General features: G+C 67.1%; 19 protein-coding genes. 9 read left to right on the top strand and 10 right to left on the bottom strand.

Features of this window, described 5'->3' with window-relative positions:
• Window positions 1–4: 4 nt before the first annotated feature.
• Window positions 5–1,459 (top strand): SPFH domain-containing protein, encoded by a 1,455-nt coding sequence (locus tag ABZ412_RS13445; protein WP_357280169.1) that lies wholly within the window; start codon window positions 5–7, stop codon window positions 1,457–1,459.
• Here the strand turns inward: ABZ412_RS13445 and ABZ412_RS13440 are convergent.
• Together ABZ412_RS13440 and ABZ412_RS13435 are read right to left on the bottom strand one after the other, a co-directional pair.
• Window positions 1,446–1,706 (bottom strand): DUF1361 domain-containing protein, encoded by a 261-nt coding sequence (locus ABZ412_RS13440; protein ID WP_357280167.1) that lies wholly within the window; start codon window positions 1,704–1,706, stop codon window positions 1,446–1,448. The genes ABZ412_RS13445 and ABZ412_RS13440 overlap by 14 nt on opposite strands.
• A gap of 98 nt (window positions 1,707–1,804) precedes the next feature.
• Window positions 1,805–3,229 carry an MFS transporter gene (locus tag ABZ412_RS13435; RefSeq protein ID WP_357280165.1) on the bottom strand — a complete coding sequence of 475 codons (1,425 nt, stop codon included), beginning with the start codon at window positions 3,227–3,229 and terminating at the stop codon, window positions 1,805–1,807.
• 259 nt (window positions 3,230–3,488) lie between these two features.
• Between ABZ412_RS13435 and ABZ412_RS13430 the strand changes: the two genes are divergently transcribed.
• Entirely contained in the window at window positions 3,489–4,025 is a 537-nt protein-coding gene (locus ABZ412_RS13430; RefSeq protein ID WP_357280163.1) for a hypothetical protein, read from the top strand.
• A 92-nt stretch (window positions 4,026–4,117) separates the two neighbouring features.
• On the opposite strand, the gene ABZ412_RS13425 is transcribed toward ABZ412_RS13430, so the two are convergent.
• The 5 genes from ABZ412_RS13425 to ABZ412_RS13405 form a co-directional block, all read right to left on the bottom strand.
• Window positions 4,118–5,017, bottom strand: a complete 900-nt coding sequence (locus tag ABZ412_RS13425; protein ID WP_357280161.1) for an SGNH/GDSL hydrolase family protein — start codon at window positions 5,015–5,017, stop codon at window positions 4,118–4,120.
• A 72-nt stretch (window positions 5,018–5,089) separates the two neighbouring features.
• Window positions 5,090–5,323, bottom strand: coding sequence for a hypothetical protein (locus tag ABZ412_RS13420; RefSeq protein WP_357280159.1), 234 nt, complete (start codon window positions 5,321–5,323; stop codon window positions 5,090–5,092).
• Window positions 5,324–5,403: 80 nt separating this feature from the next.
• Window positions 5,404–6,270, bottom strand: a complete 867-nt coding sequence (locus tag ABZ412_RS13415; protein ID WP_357280157.1) for an alpha/beta fold hydrolase — start codon at window positions 6,268–6,270, stop codon at window positions 5,404–5,406.
• 135 nt (window positions 6,271–6,405) lie between these two features.
• Window positions 6,406–8,310, bottom strand: coding sequence for an alkyl sulfatase dimerization domain-containing protein (locus tag ABZ412_RS13410; protein WP_357280155.1), 1,905 nt, complete (start codon window positions 8,308–8,310; stop codon window positions 6,406–6,408).
• Window positions 8,234–9,001 carry a DUF3159 domain-containing protein gene (locus ABZ412_RS13405; protein ID WP_357280153.1) on the bottom strand — a complete coding sequence of 256 codons (768 nt, stop codon included), beginning with the start codon at window positions 8,999–9,001 and terminating at the stop codon, window positions 8,234–8,236. Before ABZ412_RS13405 ends, ABZ412_RS13410 begins: the two co-directional genes overlap by 77 nt.
• 561 nt (window positions 9,002–9,562) lie before the next feature.
• Between ABZ412_RS13405 and ABZ412_RS13400 the strand changes: the two genes are divergently transcribed.
• The 7 genes from ABZ412_RS13400 to ABZ412_RS13370 all read left to right on the top strand — a co-directional run bounded on the left by ABZ412_RS13400 (window position 9,563) and on the right by ABZ412_RS13370 (window position 12,885).
• Complete coding sequence (locus ABZ412_RS13400) at window positions 9,563–10,426, top strand: alpha/beta hydrolase (RefSeq protein ID WP_357280151.1); 864 nt, start codon at window positions 9,563–9,565, stop codon at window positions 10,424–10,426.
• 179 nt (window positions 10,427–10,605) lie between these two features.
• The gene (locus ABZ412_RS13395; protein WP_357280149.1) at window positions 10,606–10,914 is read left to right on the top strand and encodes a PadR family transcriptional regulator; all 309 of its coding nucleotides are present in this window, start codon (window positions 10,606–10,608) and stop codon (window positions 10,912–10,914) included.
• Window positions 10,911–11,267, top strand: coding sequence for a DUF1048 domain-containing protein (locus tag ABZ412_RS13390; RefSeq protein ID WP_357280147.1), 357 nt, complete (start codon window positions 10,911–10,913; stop codon window positions 11,265–11,267). The genes ABZ412_RS13395 and ABZ412_RS13390 overlap by 4 nt, the downstream gene beginning before the upstream one ends.
• Before the next feature lies 1 nt (window position 11,268).
• A complete protein-coding gene (locus ABZ412_RS13385) occupies window positions 11,269–11,586 on the top strand; it encodes a DUF1048 domain-containing protein (RefSeq protein ID WP_357280145.1) in 318 nt (105 codons plus the stop codon).
• A gap of 180 nt (window positions 11,587–11,766) precedes the next feature.
• Window positions 11,767–11,916 carry a hypothetical protein gene (locus ABZ412_RS13380; protein ID WP_357280143.1) on the top strand — a complete coding sequence of 50 codons (150 nt, stop codon included), beginning with the start codon at window positions 11,767–11,769 and terminating at the stop codon, window positions 11,914–11,916.
• Window positions 11,917–12,100: 184 nt separating this feature from the next.
• Window positions 12,101–12,319, top strand: coding sequence for a hypothetical protein (locus tag ABZ412_RS13375; RefSeq protein WP_357280141.1), 219 nt, complete (start codon window positions 12,101–12,103; stop codon window positions 12,317–12,319).
• Window positions 12,320–12,411: 92 nt separating this feature from the next.
• Window positions 12,412–12,885, top strand: a complete 474-nt coding sequence (locus ABZ412_RS13370) for a hypothetical protein (protein ID WP_357280139.1) — start codon at window positions 12,412–12,414, stop codon at window positions 12,883–12,885.
• Window positions 12,886–12,921: 36 nt separating this feature from the next.
• Here the strand turns inward: ABZ412_RS13370 and ABZ412_RS13365 are convergent, their stop codons facing one another.
• From ABZ412_RS13365 to ABZ412_RS13355, 3 genes are all read right to left on the bottom strand, one after another.
• A complete protein-coding gene (locus ABZ412_RS13365; RefSeq protein ID WP_357280137.1) occupies window positions 12,922–13,974 on the bottom strand; it encodes a PHB depolymerase family esterase in 1,053 nt (350 codons plus the stop codon).
• A gap of 131 nt (window positions 13,975–14,105) precedes the next feature.
• Window positions 14,106–14,900 carry a maleylpyruvate isomerase family mycothiol-dependent enzyme gene (locus ABZ412_RS13360; RefSeq protein ID WP_357280135.1) on the bottom strand — a complete coding sequence of 265 codons (795 nt, stop codon included), beginning with the start codon at window positions 14,898–14,900 and terminating at the stop codon, window positions 14,106–14,108.
• A gap of 200 nt (window positions 14,901–15,100) precedes the next feature.
• A complete protein-coding gene (locus ABZ412_RS13355) occupies window positions 15,101–16,666 on the bottom strand; it encodes an alpha/beta hydrolase (protein ID WP_357280133.1) in 1,566 nt (521 codons plus the stop codon).
• Window positions 16,667–16,907: the final 241 nt, after the last annotated feature.

Raw genomic sequence — 16,907 nt, 5'->3', positions numbered from 1 at the left:
CATCGTGGACATCCTGGTCATTGGTTTGGTCGGGTTGGTGTTCGTCGTTCTGTTGGCCGGAATCGGGTTGCTGCGGCTCGCGTGGCGCGTCGCCGAACCCGATGAGGCGCTGATCATCTCGGGCTTCCGGGCCGGATCGGGGCCGGGCGGGTCGGGGGAGAGCATGGGGTTCCGGATCGTCACCGGGCGCGGGTGCCTGGTCGCGCCGGGATTGACCAAGGTGCGGCGAATCTCGCTGGAGGCGCACGAATCCCAGATCGTGGTGCCGTGCGTGAGCCGGCAGAAGATCGGTCTGCATCTCACCGGCGTGGTCATGTACAAGGTCGGCGACGACTACACCTCGATCGCCAACGCGGCGCGGCGGTTCCTGGACCGGCCCACCGACGAGCTCGAGACCAAGGTGCAGAACGTGTTCATCGGTCATCTGCGCGCCATCGCGGGCTCGATGACCGTGGAGGACATGATCAGTGATCAGGACAAGTTCTCCGAGCAGGTGCGGGACCGCTGCTCGCACGAGATGGAGTCCTTCGGCCTGGTGATCGACTCGTTCCAGATCCAGTCCATCGCCAGCGAATCGAATTACATCGCCAATCTGGCCATTCCGCATCAGGCGGAGGTGGAGCAGCACGCCCGCATCGCGCGCGCCAATGCCGAACGCGAGGCCATCGCGCAGGAGCAGGCGGCGCAGGCGCAGGTGGCGCTGTCGATGCGCGACACCCAGATCAAGAAGGCCGGTTATCAGGCCGAGGTGGATCGGGCCACCAAGGACGCCCAGCAGCAGGGCCCGCTGGCCGAGGCGACCGCCCGGCAGGCTGTCGTCGAGGTGGCGACCAAGGTCGCGCAACTCGAGGCGCAGCAGAAGGAACAGCAGCTCCAGGTGGAGGTCCGCAAGCCGGCCGACGCCGAGGCCTACAAGCAGACCACCTTGGCCACCGCGGCGCGCGACGCCCGGATCAGCCAGGCCGAGGCGGACGCCGAGGAGACCCGGCTGCGCGCGGAAGCCGCTGCGGCGCAGACGAAGTTGCAGGCCCTCGCCGAAGCCGAATCGATCAAGGCGCGGGCGGCCGCGCAGGCCGAGGCGACCCGGCTCACCGGTCAGGCCGAGGCGGAAGCGATCAAGGCGCGCGGTCTCGCCGAGGCCGACGCCGTGCGCGCCCGGATGGCCGCCGAGGCGGCGGGCATCCAGCAGCGCGCCGAGGCGATGAGCAAGAACCAGGAGGCGGTGATCGCCCAGCAGATCGCCGAGCACCTGCCCGAGATCGTGGCCGCGGCGGCGAAGCCGTTCGAGCATGTCGGGCAGTTCACGGTGCTCAACGGGGCGCAGGGCGTGACCTCGGCGCTGGCCGAGATCATCCAGCAGGCCGGGACTCTCGCCTCCATGGCGCGGGAATCTCTGATGCCGGTGCTGGAGCCCGAGGCCGCGTCGCCCAACGGGGAGGTCGGCCTCAGCCGTTCGTGATCGAGTCGACGAGCGGGCCCGCCATCAGGCCGTACATCAGGCACAGGAAGATCGTGTGGGTCACGCAGAAGAACGCGAAACGACCCACTGCCGCTGTCGAATCGAAGTGCTCGGCCGGCGTGGCCCGCAGTCGCTGCGGGGCTTGTACGTCCCAGCTGTTCACGCGCAGGTAGCGGCCGAGGTAGATGCCCACCGAGACGGCGAGAACGATCACCACGACCAGGGCGCGGGCCGCGACGGAGTGCATGGCTCCGTCGTCCGCGTCACCGAAGAACGCGATGACCGAATGGCTCGGTGGAAGAATCTCACCGAGCCATTGCCAATTCGGTCGCGGCTGTTCGGACGTCAGGCGGCAGCCGAGACCTCCTGGTCATGCCGGGCCGGGGACCGGAAGGTCGCCAGCGCGAGCGCCGCCGCGCCGACGGCGATGATTCCGGCGGCGACGAACGCGGCCGAGAACCCGTCGGTCAGGGCGCCGGTGTCACCGAGCCGGTCGGCGCCCGCGTTCGCCGCGATGGCGGTGACCGCGGCCAGGCCCAGGGCCGAACCGATCTGGTAGCCGGTGTTCACGATGCCCGAGGCGAGGCCGCCCTCCTGCGGCGGCGCGGCCGAAATCGCCGTCTGCAGAGTGGGAATGAAGGCCAGCGACATGCCCAGCGCCGCCACCAGCGAACCGGGCAGCACGTCGATCCAGAAGGTGCCGTCGGGGCGGATGAACGACAGCCACGCCAGTCCGGCGGCCAGGATGACCAGGCCGGCGACCGTCATGGTGCGAGCGCCGAAGCGCGCGAACAGTTTCGGCGAGATGGCGATCATGCCGACCATGATGAGCGCGGTCATGGGCAGCAGCGCCGCACCCGACGGGAACGCCGAATAGCCCAGGACCTGCTGTAGATACAGGTTCAGGAAGAACCACATCGGCACCCACGCCGCGCCCAGCAGCACCTGGGCGAGGTTGGCCGCGCCGAGGTCGGGTGCGCGGAAGATGCTCAGCGGCATGAGCGGTTCGCGGCGGCGGGCCTGGATCGCGATGAACGCGCCGAGCAGGGCGAGGGCCGCGGCCAGCACCACCCAGGTGGAGGTGGCGGACCAGTCCCCGCGCACCACGGCGAAGACGGCGGCGCCGAGGCCGAGGGTGGCGGTCGCCGCGCCGAGCAGATCCACCGACGCGTGCGGGGCCATCGCGCCATCGGGCACCAGGGCCGGTGCGGCCAGCAACGCTACCAGCGCGATCGGGATATTGATGTAGAAAACCCAAGGCCACGAGGCATATTGGGTGATCAGGCCACCGAGGAACACTCCGGCGGTCCCGCCGGCGGGCGCCGCGGCTCCGTAGACGGCGAAGGCCTTGGTCAGCTCGCCGGGATTGCCGCCGAACAGCATCATCAGCAGGGTCAGGGCGGAGGGTGCGATGAGGGCCGCGCCCGCGCCCTGGACACCGCGTCCGATCAGTTCCACCGCGGTGTTTCCAGCGAGGCCGGCGACCAGCGAGCCGACCGCGAGGATGCCCCATCCGGTCTGGAAGATCCGCCGTGCGCCGACGATGTCGGACAATTTGCCGCCGAGCAGCAGCAGGCCGCCGAAGACGACCACGTAGGCATTGAAGACCCAGGACAGGTTCTCCTGCGAGAAGCCCAGCGCGTCCTGCATTTCCGGCAGTGCGACGCCGATGATCGAGGTGTCCATGATGACGATGAACTGGGCGAGGGCGATGAGCCCCAAGGCGATCCAGCGCCGCGACGGGGGCGGCGCGGAGGTGTGGGTGGACATAGGAATCACTCCCTGGCAGAGGTTTCGGGGCCGGGGTGGCCACGGGCAGTTCCAACCCGTCCATTGGTACCCCCATGGGGTATGCGAAAACAGCCTGGAGCACTGTGACACTTCTCATACCTATTGGGGGTATAGGTATTGACAGGTGTTCTGGCCAGCGTGAAAACATCCTTGGCTCCGGAACTTTCGCGAGATTCGAACGGGGACACGCCCCGGACATGGTTGACATCGCCCCGGTGTCGGCTGTGAGGATTGGCCGATGATGAAACGAACGATCAATAGCTTGACCGCCGTTGCCATCCTCGGAGCGGGCGTCGCGGTCACCGCCGCACCGGCCGGCGCCGAACCCAACGGCAGCCCCTGTCAACTGGGCTGGTCGAACACCGAACCGCGCTCCTGCGCGCAGAGCAGCTTCAACATGAGCCCGGTCTTCACCCTCGGCAACGGGGTGTGCGCGGGCATGTTCTCCACCGGCGGTACGGCTTTCGACGGCCCGCTCTACCAGTACTCCGAGGCGCCCGGCACCTCGCACTCGGTGATCCTGCGCATCAGTCAGGGCTTCTCGCCGCTCGGCAACTGGGCCGCGCAACTGCTGGCCTGCGACGTCAACGCCATCGTCGACTGGAACAACGCCGACACCGGCCAGCAGGGCAGTGTCACCCGCTTCATCGCGGCGGGGCAGAGCAGCACCTATCCGGCCATCTTCCCGGTCAACACCGGTCCCGGCCGGGTCCACCTGACCATCCGCACCGACCGCGCCAATATCCCGGCGAATATCGACATCGTCGTGCCCTAGGACCCTCCGGGTACGCGAACAGGCTCCCACCCGAATTCCGGATTCGGTTGGGAGCCTTCGTCATCGGGGCCGTCGGACGGCCGGAGATCCGTTCAGCGAGCCGGGGCGGCGGCGGGTTCGGACAAGAACTGGTGCAAGCCCTGCGCGACGGCGGCGTCGCCCTGCACGGTCGGGTGACCGGGCTGTCCGTACCAGTCCGGGCCCGGGGTGAAGATTCCGTTCAGCCAGGGATCGGGAGAGCACAGGCCGTGGCCCGCGGTGACCGCGGCGGCGTCGAAGTACTCCACGCCGAGCGCGGCGGCGGCGTCGCGCGGGGCCCGGCGGATGCTGTCGAAGACGTCGGTGACCGCGCCCGCGTGCGGCAGGCCGACCGGGACGCCCAGGACGCCCATGCAGATCGCGTCGCTGCCAGGAGTGTGCAGTTCCTGGTAGCCGACCAGGACGATGCGCGCGTTCGGCGCGTAGTAGCGGATGTAGGTGATGATGTCGCGCAGGTGGTCGACGTAGTCCTGACCGGTGAGCAGCGCGGGCGGATTGGCGTTGGTGGCCGCGTCGGCCGTGCTGCATCCGCGCAGTACGTCGAGCAGGCACGGCACCAGCTCGTTCTGGGCCACATGGTCGGCGCCCCAGGCGTCGTTCAAACCGAACTGGAGCAGCACCGCCTTCGTCCGCGGTCCGAACGCGCCGTTGGCGGCCGCCTGCCGCGCCTCGGTCAAGGCCGTCCAGAAACGGTCCTCACCGTGGCGCCACATGTACGCGCCGACGCAGGACACGTCCTCGACATCCTTGGTCGCCGACAATCCCATCCGGTCCGCCAGCTGGGTCGGCCAGGATGTGGGCAGATGCGGGCAGGCCACGCCGGTCGGCTGCGGCTGCATGGTGGACCAGGTGGCATTGGCGGTGTTCGAATCGCCCATGACCACCAGCGACTTGCCTTGCGCCTGCGCCGGATCGGTGTCCGCCCCGGCGACCGGCGCGGTGAGGCCGCTCACTAACGCCGCCCCTCCGAAGACCATTGCGACGGCGGAAAGAAAGCGGCTCATGGTCCTCGGCATTTCGTACGGTCAGCGTGCTATGTCCGGTATGGGGTCGCCAGATCCTAGCGTGTCGGACGCGGCGGTCACGGTCAAACCGAGCATCTGGAGTAGATACGCGCAGTCGTCGGCATCGAGCGCGTGGCCCGCGACGGTGTGGGCCGCCAGGGCGTTCCGCTCCTCTTCGGCGGCCCGCTCCGCCTCCCGCGCGGCGCTGAAGCCGCTCTGCTCGTGCTGGAGGGTGGTCTGTCGTGCAGGGCCCATCGGAATACATCCCGCCATTGGCGCCGGGTCACCGAATCCGACTGACTCGGGCCGACAACTACTCACCCCACCCTACGGGCTCACGGCTGCTCGCCCGGTCCGCTCGCGCCGAAATGCTCGATGAGCAGCCGGGCCACCGAGTCGGGCGCTTCGTCGGGGATCCAATGCGATACGTGCGGAAGCACTTCGACTCGGAACGGGCCGTCGGCGAAACGGTGCGTCAGTTCGATGCCGCTGTCGAGGACCGCGGTGTCGCCGTCGCTCCACACCTGGAGCGTCGGCACATCGACTCGGCCGCGCAGGAAGCGCGGCGAGGAGAACAGCATGCCGCGATACCAGTGCAGCCCGCCGCGGGCGATCACACGATCGCGTACCCGCGCGGCATCGCGTTCGCTGACCTGCGCGGTCTGGCCCGTTCGGCGCAGCAACTTCTCGAAAAACCCGGTGCGGAGCAAGATTTCGGGGATCACCGGCAGCTGGAAGAAGTACATGTACCAGGAAGCCGGCCCTTGGCGGGTGGTGAGAATGGCCTGAGCGAACGCGCCCGGATGCGGTACCGACAATGCGGCCAGCGACCGCAGCCGCTCGGACCCCGAGATCGCCGCGGCCCAGGCCGCGGCCGCACCCCAATCGTGCCCGACGACGTGCACGGGACGCCCGATCTGGTCGAGCATCGACAGCACGTCCGCCGCCAGCTCGTCGAGCCGATACTGCCAGCGCCAGCGCGGGGCCGCGGTGCGGCTCGCGCCGCGCAGGTCCGGCGCGAAGGTTCGGAAGCCGGCCTGATTGAGCAGCTCCGCCACCTCATGCCAGCTGCGCGAGTCCTGCGGCCAGCCGTGCAGCAGCAGGACCGGGTCGCCGGTGATCGGCCCGGAATCGATCACCGGGAACACCAGGTCGTCACGTCGAAAAGCGGTGAATCGCCCCGCGGATCCATCGGTCGCCATTGACCTGCACCTTTCGTCGTCGCTGCGTTGCAGAACAGCGTGTCACAAGTCCAATGTTTCCGCTACTGGCAGTTACATATAAACATGGTCGCATCCCGGGGAGAGCGATGCTCGCCCCGGGATGGGACCGGCCCGCTAGTCGGGGGTGACGATGGCGAAATCGGGGTTGGGCTGGTCGAACAGGGCCGTCAGCTTGACGAAGCTCTGGGCGTCGCCGTCGATGGTGATGGCGCCGGACTGCAGCGCGGCGTTCAGATCCTGACCCGCGAGCAGGACGCCGATCAGGGTGGCGCGGGTGAGGGTGAAGGTCACCTCGGCGGGCGGCAGCTTGTCGCCGTCGCGGCGGTCGAAGTGGATGAGCACGCCGTTGCGCAGTTCGAGGCGGTGGGTGCGCTTCTCATCGGTGAAAACCCAGTCGCTGATCGCCTTTTCGTGCCAGGCCTTCGGACCGTCCAAGCGCAGGGACAGGGCGTCGAAGACCTGGTCGATGGTCAAGGCCGCCATCATGGTCGGCGAGTTGGTCTGGGTGGGCGTGCCGATATTGCCGTTGCGCAGCTCGTAGGCGCCCATCAGGAAGAAATTGCGCCAGGTGGCGTTCTCGGCGCCGTAGCCGAGCTGCTCATAGGTGGTGGCCAGCAATGTCTTCGCCGCCTCGTTGGACGGGTCGGCGAAGATGACGTAGTTGACCACCTGGGCGACCCAGCGGTAGTCGCCGTTGTCGAAGGCCACCCGCGCCTTGCGCAGCGCCTCGTCCGCGCCGCCCATGAATTCCACGTGCCGGGTGGCGGATTCGACCGGCGGGTACTCCCACAGGTGTGCCGGATTGCCGTCGAACCAGCCCATGTAGCGCTGGTAGATGGCCTTCACATTGTGGCTGACCGAACCGTAGTAGCCGTGCGAGTGCCAGGACCCGGCGATGGCGGGCGGCAGTTCGATGGTCTCGGCGATCTCACTGCCGACATAGCCCTGGTTCAACCGGCGCAGCGTCTGGTCGTGCAGGTAGGCGTACAGGTCCCGTTGCTGCGCAAGGTATTCCACCAGGCGCTCGGTGTCCCAGGTCGGCCAGTGGTGGGAGGCGAACACGACATCGGACTCGTAGCCGAACAGATTGATCGACTCGGTCAGGTACTGCGACCACACGTGCGGGTCGCGCACCAGCGCGCCGCGCAGGGTCAGCAGGTTGTGCAGCGTGTGGGTGGCGTTCTCCGCCATGCACAGTGCGCGGTGGTCGGGGAAGTAGAAGTTCATCTCCGACGGCGCTTCGGTGCCGGGCGTGATCTGGAAGACGATGCGCACCCCGTCGACGGTCATCTCCTGACCGGTCTCGGTGATGTCGTGGGTCGGCGCGATGAGCGTGACGGTGCCGATCGAGGTCGTCTGCCCGAGGCCCGCGCCCACCTGGCCCTTGGGTCCGCGGGGCAGGGCCGCACCGTACATGTAGGCGGCCCGGCGGCCCATGGCGGTTCCGGCGTAGACGTTCTCGGCCACCGCGTGTTCGAGAAATCCCGCGGGGGCGATGACCGGGCAGCGGCCCGCGTCCACGTCCTCCTGGGTGGTCACGCCCAGCGCGCCGCCGAAGTGGTCGACGTGGGAGTGCGTGTAGATCAACGCGGTCACCGGCTTGTCGCCGCGGTGGGCGCGGTACAGCTCGAGCCCGGCCCGCGCGGTCTCGGCGGAGATGAGCGGGTCGATCACGATCACGCCCGTCTTGCCTTCGATCAGGGTCATGTTGGACAGGTCGAGTCCGCGGATCTGATAGATCCCCTCGGTCACCTCGTACAGGCCCTGACGGATGTTCAGCCCGGACTGCCGCCACAGGCTGGGGTGCACCGACGCCGGGCACGCCCCGTTCAGGAACCCGTAGGAGTCGTTGTCCCACACCACGTTCCCGCCGGCGTCCTTGACCACGCCGGGCTCGAGCGCGGCGATGAATCCACGGTCCGCGTCCTGCTGATCGGTGGTGTCACCGAACGGCAGCCCGGCGGCGGCCCGCTGTTGCTGATCGAGAATGTACTGACTGGGGTCGGACTGCGTGCTCACTCCATGCCTCCTGTTCCACCGGGGTTCCGGCGATCGACATTTCTCTGCCGGGAGACCGGGCCGGTCGGACCCATAGCCAGGTGACGGCGAGCATGACCACCAGCGCCGGTTTGCCCAGCACCAGCGCCACCGTGCCCAGCAGCACGACCTTGTTCGCGAGATACAGCGGCACCATGATCAGCAGGTGCGCCGCCCAGAAGCCGAACCAGGCCAGTGACACCTTGTGGTGCAAGCGAATCCGCTCCTGCGGGTCGGCCGCGTACGTGCGTTCCAATCCGAGTTCGCGGCAGGCCCAATGGCTGAGCGGGCGGCCGCTGAGCAGGGTGATCCCGAAAGCCGCCGTGCACACCGCGCAGATGATGAGGTCCGGCAGGTAGAACCCGCGCCCCTCACCGGTGATGCCCACGAACAGCGAGAACACCACGACCGCGGCCAGCGAAGCCGACACCACCTTCACCGAATCGCCTTTCATCAAGCGATACAGCGAGATCAGTCCGGCGACCCCGAGCGCGACCAGCACCCCGATCTTGGCGTTCACCACGGTGTACCCGGCGAGGAACCCGATCGCGGGGGCCGCTCCGTCGAGCAGATGTTGCGGTCCGCCCAGCGCCCGGAACTTTCCCCACATCTCGGCCGCGGTGGACCGGCTCTGTGCGGGGTCCCGCATGTCCACTCCCGTCCCCAATGCCATGGCTATCTCCCAGCTACTAGAGGCTTTCATGGATCGAGCCGCGGATGTGGACGGCTCGCGATATCGATTCGGCTTACATCGAGCCCCAGGACTGCGGGAGGTAGGTGGCGTTCGCCGCCGGCTGGGTGACCTCGGTGGCGAGATCCGGCGTCGCGGAGCCGAGGTTGATGATCGGGAAATCCATGGTCAGAGCCTTCCGTTGATTTCTTATTGCAGTCTGACTGTAATAAGCGCGGCGCACGGCAGGCAATGCTTCTATGACCTGGTAGACCGATCGCGGCACATGGGATCCACGTCACCGCATTCCGGGTCTCGGGCGCTTCGAGCGGTGTCAGGGGTGACCGCGAGGGCTCCGCCGAGTTCGGTGAGGAGCAGGATCGGCCCCCAGGTCGGGGCGGTGAGCGCTATCAGGGGCGACGCGAGAACTGTTCGATTGCCACCCGCCCTGTTCGGATGAGTTCCTGACGCGAACCTTCCGCGGGCCGAGCCTGTCTGCCGAGTATTTGGGGCAGACTGGGACGGTTGCGCTTGCCGTTGCGCCCCAGACCGGGAGGACCCGCGATGCAACTCGGACTCGATGAATGGATCGCCGGTGGAATCAGCGGGCACGACATCTTCCACCGGCAGGACGGACCGGTCGACGGCCGTCCGGTCACCCTGCTGCACGGCTTCCCCACCTCGTCGCACGATTGGGCCCCGATCGTGCCGCCGCTGGTCGAATCCGGTTGCCGGGTAACCACACTCGACCTGCTCGGGTTCGGGGCCAGTGCGAAACCGGTGCGACACGATTACCGGATCACCGAGCAGGCGTCGATCGTGGAGGCGCTGTGGCAGCGGCTCGGGATCGGGTCGACCGCGCTGGTGGCGCACGATTACGGGGTATCGGTCGCGCAGGAACTGCTGCACCGCGACGCGAGCCGAATCACCGCGGCCGCCTTCCTCAACGGCGGGCTGTATCCGGACCTGCACCGGCCCACTCGGGTACAGAAGCTGCTGCACAGTCCGCTCGGCGCCCTCGTCCAGCACCTGGCCACCGAACGGATGTACTGGAAGTCCCTGCGGGAGATCCTCGGCCGTCCGGTGAATGATGAACTGCTGCACGACATGTGGCTGGCCACGACCATGGGTGAGGGCAAACGCGTCCAGCATCGACTGCTGCACTACATCGACGAGCGCCGCGAGCACGCGGACCGGTGGCGCACAGCGCTCGAGCAGTACTCCGGACCGATGCTGTTCGTCTGGGGTCCCGCCGACCCGGTCAGCGGAGGCCACGTCCTGCCCCGGCTGCGCGAGCGGCTGCCGCACGCGACGATCACCGTGCTCGACGAACCGCCGGCCACCGGGCACTACCCGCAACTGGAGAATCCCGACGCCGTGGCGGCGGCCCTGACCGAATTCCTGAGTACCGGCGGTTCCGGGTCCTAGCATCGGCTACCTCCGCCCCGGCCGCACTGCACGACCTGATCCGGCTCGGTGCGGTCCCGCCGCGCGGCGCTACTAGGTGTTGCTGACTACCGCTACTATGCGATACAGTCTAGTGGTAGTCATTACCACTGAATAGCGTGGTCCGATGAAAGGAGGCGGCTACGGACAACTTGACCGAGATGCTGAAAGGGACGCTCGAAGGGTGCGTCCTCGAGATCATCGGCAACGAGGAGACCTACGGCTACGCCATTACGCGCCGGCTGAATGAACTCGGTTTCGTGGACGTCATCGAAGGGACGGTGTACGCCATCCTGGTGCGGTTGGAGAAGAACGGCCTGGTCGACGTCGCTAAGCGCCCTTCCGAAGTCGGTCCGCCGCGAAAGTTCTACGCGCTCAACGACGCCGGACGTCAAGAACTCATGACCTTCTGGCGAAAGTGGGAGTACGTCTCGGCGCGCATCAACGAGCTCAAGGGGAGTGCACGATGAAATTCTGGGAGAAGGTCACAGGCGGTGATCTCACCAGGGCATACAAGTCCTTCGACGCTCGGGCCCAAGCGCTGCCGGCCGAGTATCGAGCGGCGTGGGACGAGATCAAGATCCAGCTCTCCCCGTACTCGGACTTCACGGGCCGCAGCCTGATGCCGATCATCGACGGCGCCCTGGGACTGCTCGAAGAGACGGCGGCCGATGGTCAGAGCGTGCATGAGGCGGTCGGCGACGACATCAAGGGCTTCTGCGCGGCGATCGCCGGCGGGGAAGGAGCCACGGGCTTTCGCGACAAGTGGCGCGAACAGCTGAACCACAACGTCGCCAAGAAACTCGGCCGGCTAGGAGGATAACGTGGGCATCCGCGACATCATCGAAGGTAAGCGGGAGTGGCGAGCGCAGGTGGCGCGGGTCAAGGCGCTCCCACCGGACTACCAGATCGTCTACAAGGAGATTCAGAAGTACTTCTTCAAGGTCGGGCCGGTCGAACTGGTCGGCGGCAGTCTGCTCTCGGGAATCCTCGATTTCTTCGAGGAAGGCGCCGCGGCCGGCACCGGAGTCATCGAACTCATCGGCTCCGACGTCGCGGCATTCTGTGATGACCTGATCAAGGATTCGCGAACCTACGCCGACCTCTACCAGGAGTCCGTAGGCAAGGAAGACGCCAACTGAGTATTGCGACGAAGCCGCCGCGGCCCCTCCGGGTTCGCGGCGGTTTCGTCCTCCGGCGATATGTCACGCACCCGTACGGACGCGGCCGTCAGCATCCCGTAAAGATGTGCGCCGGTCGGGGATTCGGCGCGGATCATGGATCTTCGGAAGCGAAGTCGGCCGAGGAACGAGGTGATCGGAATGTCGTTCGGCAGCGTGGCGGCCGTCATGGCATCGGAGACGGTTCCGACCTACTCCGGCCCCGCCGTGGCCATCGGGACCGCGATCCTGCTGTTCGCTCTCGCCGCACTGGCGGCCTGGGTTTTGTTCGCCGAGCATCACCACAGGTGAGCCCGGCCCGGCAAGTGGCTCCAGGGCCGGGCCGAGTCGGTGAGTGGGAAAGATGGGCGATAACGAAACGGACAAGTCGGTAGCAAAGAGGTGGCAAATCACCGCCTCGGTAGCCTAGCGTCGGTCCTCGTCGCACTCAGTCCGAGCTCGTGATCATCGTTCTCGATTCGTAGGAGCTGATGAGATGCTTGCAGGAATCGCCCGTTCAGCGGTGGTCGCCGCGGTAGCCGTCCCGTTCGTCGCCTTGGCGGCGGCCGCGCCCGCGTCCGCGAGTGAGACCACGGCATCGACCGTGGACCGCCCCGTGGCGCTGCAGAATGTGGATGCCCCCTACATCTGGGTGAACATCTGCGTCCACATCCCGACGCCGGGATCGGCCACCCTGAACTGGTGCTTCCCGTAGCCGAACGGACTGTCCCCGAACGAGATTCGACACCTCCGCGCCGTGCGGTCGTTCCGTCGTGCGGTGCGGTCATTCAACGGAGAGGAGCAGCTATGCAGGCCGGCTTCCGTGTCGCCGCGTTCGGCGTCACCGCTCTCGCGTGGATTCTGCCCGCTACCGGTCCGCTACACGCGGATCCCGCTGCGTGCACCGTCCCCGCCGACACCACGAACCAGTACCTGATCCTGTACGGCGGCTCACGCCCCGTCCCCGCCGCCGCCAACGGCGAATCCATGGCCATCGTTCGGTTCCCCAGCCAGGGCTCCCTGCAATACCTGGTGGCCGGAACCGGGGTCTGGCACGACAGCACCTATACCTACACCTCACCGGAGCCCGGCGTCGCCGTCATCGACGCCACCGAGCCCGCCGCCTCGGGTCCCGTCACCTACTCCGTCACGCTGCGGTGCCGGACCAACGAATCCGGCTCCTACTCGTACACCGGCCCGGGCGCGGACGCTCCGAGCGCCGACAACGCCGCTCCCAGCGCGAGCAACGCCACCTACCGGTTCAGTCGCGGCGCGATCTGACGACTGTCACAACGCATCACGGTATCCGGGTGGGGCTCATTCGCAGCGGAACCCTGTGTCGGTGCGGTGGATGCGGGAGAAGAACTCCCACGCCGCCTGTGCGGCGTTCGGGCCACGGGCGTCGGTGAACTCGGCGGCGTCGGGATCGGCCGAACCGCCCGACCAGTAGTGCGCCATACCGTGGATCGTCCACAATTGGAGTGTGGGACAGTCCGATTCGTGCTGTCGCCAGGACTCGACGGTGTAGGAAAGACCCTCGGGCCTGTCGGCGACACCCTCGGCGATGCCGGTCGGCCGCGGGGGAATCCGCTGCGGGGCCTCCTGCGCGGCGAGCACCAGATTGTCGGTCTGTCGCCACTGCTCGATGACCTCGCGCCCGCATTCGTACGGCACCGCGAGGTCGGCATCACCGTGGAATCCGATGACCGGGAGCACCCGGCGATACCCGGTCTCGGCGGAGAATGCCTGTGCGGCCAGTTGTTCCGTGGAAACGGTCGGCAGATACGGGCCCACGCAGCCGAGCGCGCCATGATCGAACGCCGCACCCGAGTGCACGCCGATGGCGGCGAACAGGTCCGGGAAATACGCGCCCAGCAGCGTGGTCTCGTAGGCCCCGGAGGACATCCCCACCGCGTAGACCCGATCGGAATCGACGTGGTAGCGATCGATGGCGAGCCGGGTCATCGCCGCGATCGCGGCGGCGTCTCCGGAAGCCCGGCTCTCGGACGCGGGCGCGAGCAGCCCCGACCAGCATCGCTGTTGCAGCAGATGGAGCGGGCTGCCGTCGACATAGAGGACCACGAACCCGTCGCGGCGAGCGATCGGATCCAGGAGATTGGCGCGCCGCTGCTGTTCGGCGGTGGTCTTGCACCCGTGGATCATCACCACCAGCGCGGGGTTCGCGGGCAGGTCACCGGGCACGAAAGCCTCGTAGCCGTAAGTCAGTACACCCGAGGTGTAGGTGCCGGTGTCGATCCGGCCGGTGTCGTCGGGCCCGGCGGTCGATGGGGCCGCGGTGGCGATCAGCAGGCCGGTCAGGAGAACGATCAGGGACAGTCGGATGGTGCCGTGATGGTCGAATACGCGCATGGTTCCCCGGCTTTCACCGATCTGGTCGCACACGGTCTCGATCGCGATTCCGCGGGCGAGGTTGCCCGAGAATTGTCCCGCAGGATCCGCGCGAACCAGTGGGGATTGCGGTAGGTGACCGGCTGGTCGGTTCAGACGAGGTTGATGTCGTCGAGCAGACGAGCGCCGAGCTCGGTGTCGCCGGTGAGCGAGACGTCGCAGTCACGCCAGGCGGCGCGGGTCGTGCCCCAGAGGGGGAATTCGTCGGCGCGACCGGTGATTTGGGCAATGGTGTTCCCCGTCCCGCCGCGTCGCACGCGGATGGGGCTGCCCTGGTCGGTGTCGATGCGCCAGGTGCCGCCGCCGGGGCCGGTGAAGGTCATGGCGACGGGGGCGTCGAGCCAGGCCAGGCGGTCGCGGTGCGACTGCTCCAGCAGGCTGGTCAACCAGGCCAGGATCGAGGCCACCCGCCGCTCGTCGGTCGGCGGGCGCGGACGGTCCAGCGCCGCGGCGATATCGTGACGCAGGTGGGTGTGCCAGTCGAAGAGGAACATCGCCGGGAAGAGGCGCGTCGGATAGCGGCCGAGCTCGCCGACTCGCAGCCGGACGCCGCCGAGACCGGGTGCGGTCATGACGGTCAGGGCGGCCGTGCCGACTCGGGTCCAGGTCGCGAAGCCTTCGAGGACTCGCGCCGGTGGCCGCCGGCGCGAGGCCGCCACGGCCCGCTCGTTGAGGCTCTCCACGTCCTTGGTGGCCATGAACGCGAGCGCGGCCGGGGTGACGACCGTACGCAGGTCGGCGGCCATATGCGCGACAACGTCTTTCACACTCCAGCCCGCGGCCAGGCTGTCGGCGTGCCATTCGGCGGCGGTGAGGTCGGCGCAGTAATCGAGCACGGCCTGTCGCTCGATGCGCAGCGCCGAGAGATGGTCAGCGGTCGCGCTCACCCTTGGATCGTATCGGGTGCGGCCAGCACCTCCAGGGTGGATCGCGGTCTCTTCTTGCCGCGTGTGGGAGGCTGGGGATCGGTACCGATTGGTGCTGTCCATCGGGTACGCAAGCTGCCACTGGCGCCATGTGATGGTTTGAGGTTGCTAGCTGCATTTCCGCAGGTGGAACCCATAAATTTGGGTGGTCGTATCGAATGTCAGTCGGCGTGACAGGCGAGATCGGTCGCAGGCAGCCCGCCGTCGCGGAGATAGGTTTCGACGGCCTGGCTCACGCAGCTACTCGGGACGGTGAATGCTCCGTGCACGATGACGTCCTGAAGCGTCACCAACCGTGACGCGGTCATGGCTCGGTGCAGGCCGACGCCTTCTTGGTATGCCGCGACCGGATCGCCTGTGGCCTGCACGATGAGCACAGGAGTGGCGTTGTGCACGTCGGTGCGTGGTTCTACGGGCGCGGGCCAGAAAGCACAGGGGGAGATGTTGTTCACCAGTGGCCCGAATACCGGCTGTTCGACGCGACTGAATTCGACATTGCGCCAGTACCATCCGGGGTCGCGCTGCGCTTCGACGTCACCGCACACCACCGCGGTCGAGGATTCCACGGATGCGATCGCGTCATCGGCTGTTGGGGTCAACAATCCCCCCAGGGTCTGCTCCAGGTCGGCGCTGGGCTCGGCCGGCTGTCCTGCGGCGGCGGCCATGAGCTGCCGAAGAGCGTTCGCCGCGTCGTCGAACCGGCGGGAGTCGTGCAGGTAGCCGAACAACACCGACGGTAGCCAATGATCATCGACGTTGTAGGCGCCGACCCGGATCGGTTGCCGGGCCGCCTGTTCGATCAGGCCGGACACCGCCGCGCGAACATCGGAACGAGTAGCGCCCAGCCGATACTGCTCGGCTCGGGCGGCGATCCAGTCCGCCAATGCGTCGAGTGCTGCCTCCAACGGCGCTCCCTGATCTTGGATCATTACGTCATTGCCGTAGCGCGCCGGATCGACCGCGCTGTCGAGCACCATCCGGTCGGTGCGCTCGGGAAACATCTGTGTGTAGACGGCTCCCAGATAGGTACCGTAGGACATCCCGAAATAGTTGATTCGGTCTTCGCCGAGCAGCATGCGAACGAGGTCGATGTCCCGTGCTGTATTGCGAGTCGTGATGTGGGGCAACAGACCGTTGTCGGCGGCGAGGCAGCGCGCCGCCAAATCGGCTTGGGTAGCAGCGGATTCACCGAAACTGCCCAAACCCGCTCCCGCCGACTGGAACGATTCTCCGATCGGCCATCCGCAGTGGACCGGCGTTGATCGACCCACACCGCGAGGGTCCATGCCGATCAGGTCATAAAGCCCCCAAGGGTAGGACGGCGCGGCGCGGGCGAGTCGCACCGGCAAATCCAGGCCGCGGCCGCCGGGCCCTCCCGGATTCGACAGCAAGATCCCTCGCCTGTGGCTCGGATCAGTCGCCCGTATTCGGGATATCGCGACGGAAATAGTGCGTCCTTGCGGCTCGGCATAGTTGAGCGGCACCGTCACCTGCGCGCATTGCGCGCCGGCTCGATCCAACAGATCGCTTTCGCACGAACCCCATTCCAACTGTTGCTGGGTGAAGCGGTTCAGCGCAGTGGAGACGGGCAGTTCTGTCGGTACGGTTCTGGCAATACCGACTCCTGCTACGGATCCGATCACAACTACCGCCACGGTGGCGGCGATCAACCCCGAGATTCCCGCTGCTCGCAGCAATCGGGCGCGAAATAGGTTGTCTTCCAGCATAATTCCTGAAGCTATCCAGAACCGCGAAACGCTACAATCGGGGTTTCCCCCTATATTCGGATGTACCGTCATTGCTGAATTCAATCCAAATGTGTTCGTGCACAAAGGTTTTACCGATGTCAGGGTGCCCATACCGGGCCTGACTGGACCGTGACGTTCTGGATTCGACAGCTCGAGCTCGCTCGCGAGCGCTTCCAGCAGCTCGACCTGCTGCTCCGGGCGGGAGGGGTGAGATGGAGCG

This window comes from Nocardia sp. NPDC005746, from assembly GCF_040630785.1.
Classification (GTDB): domain Bacteria; phylum Actinomycetota; class Actinomycetes; order Mycobacteriales; family Mycobacteriaceae; genus Nocardia.
This window is presented reverse-complemented; position numbering and strand designations above follow the sequence as displayed.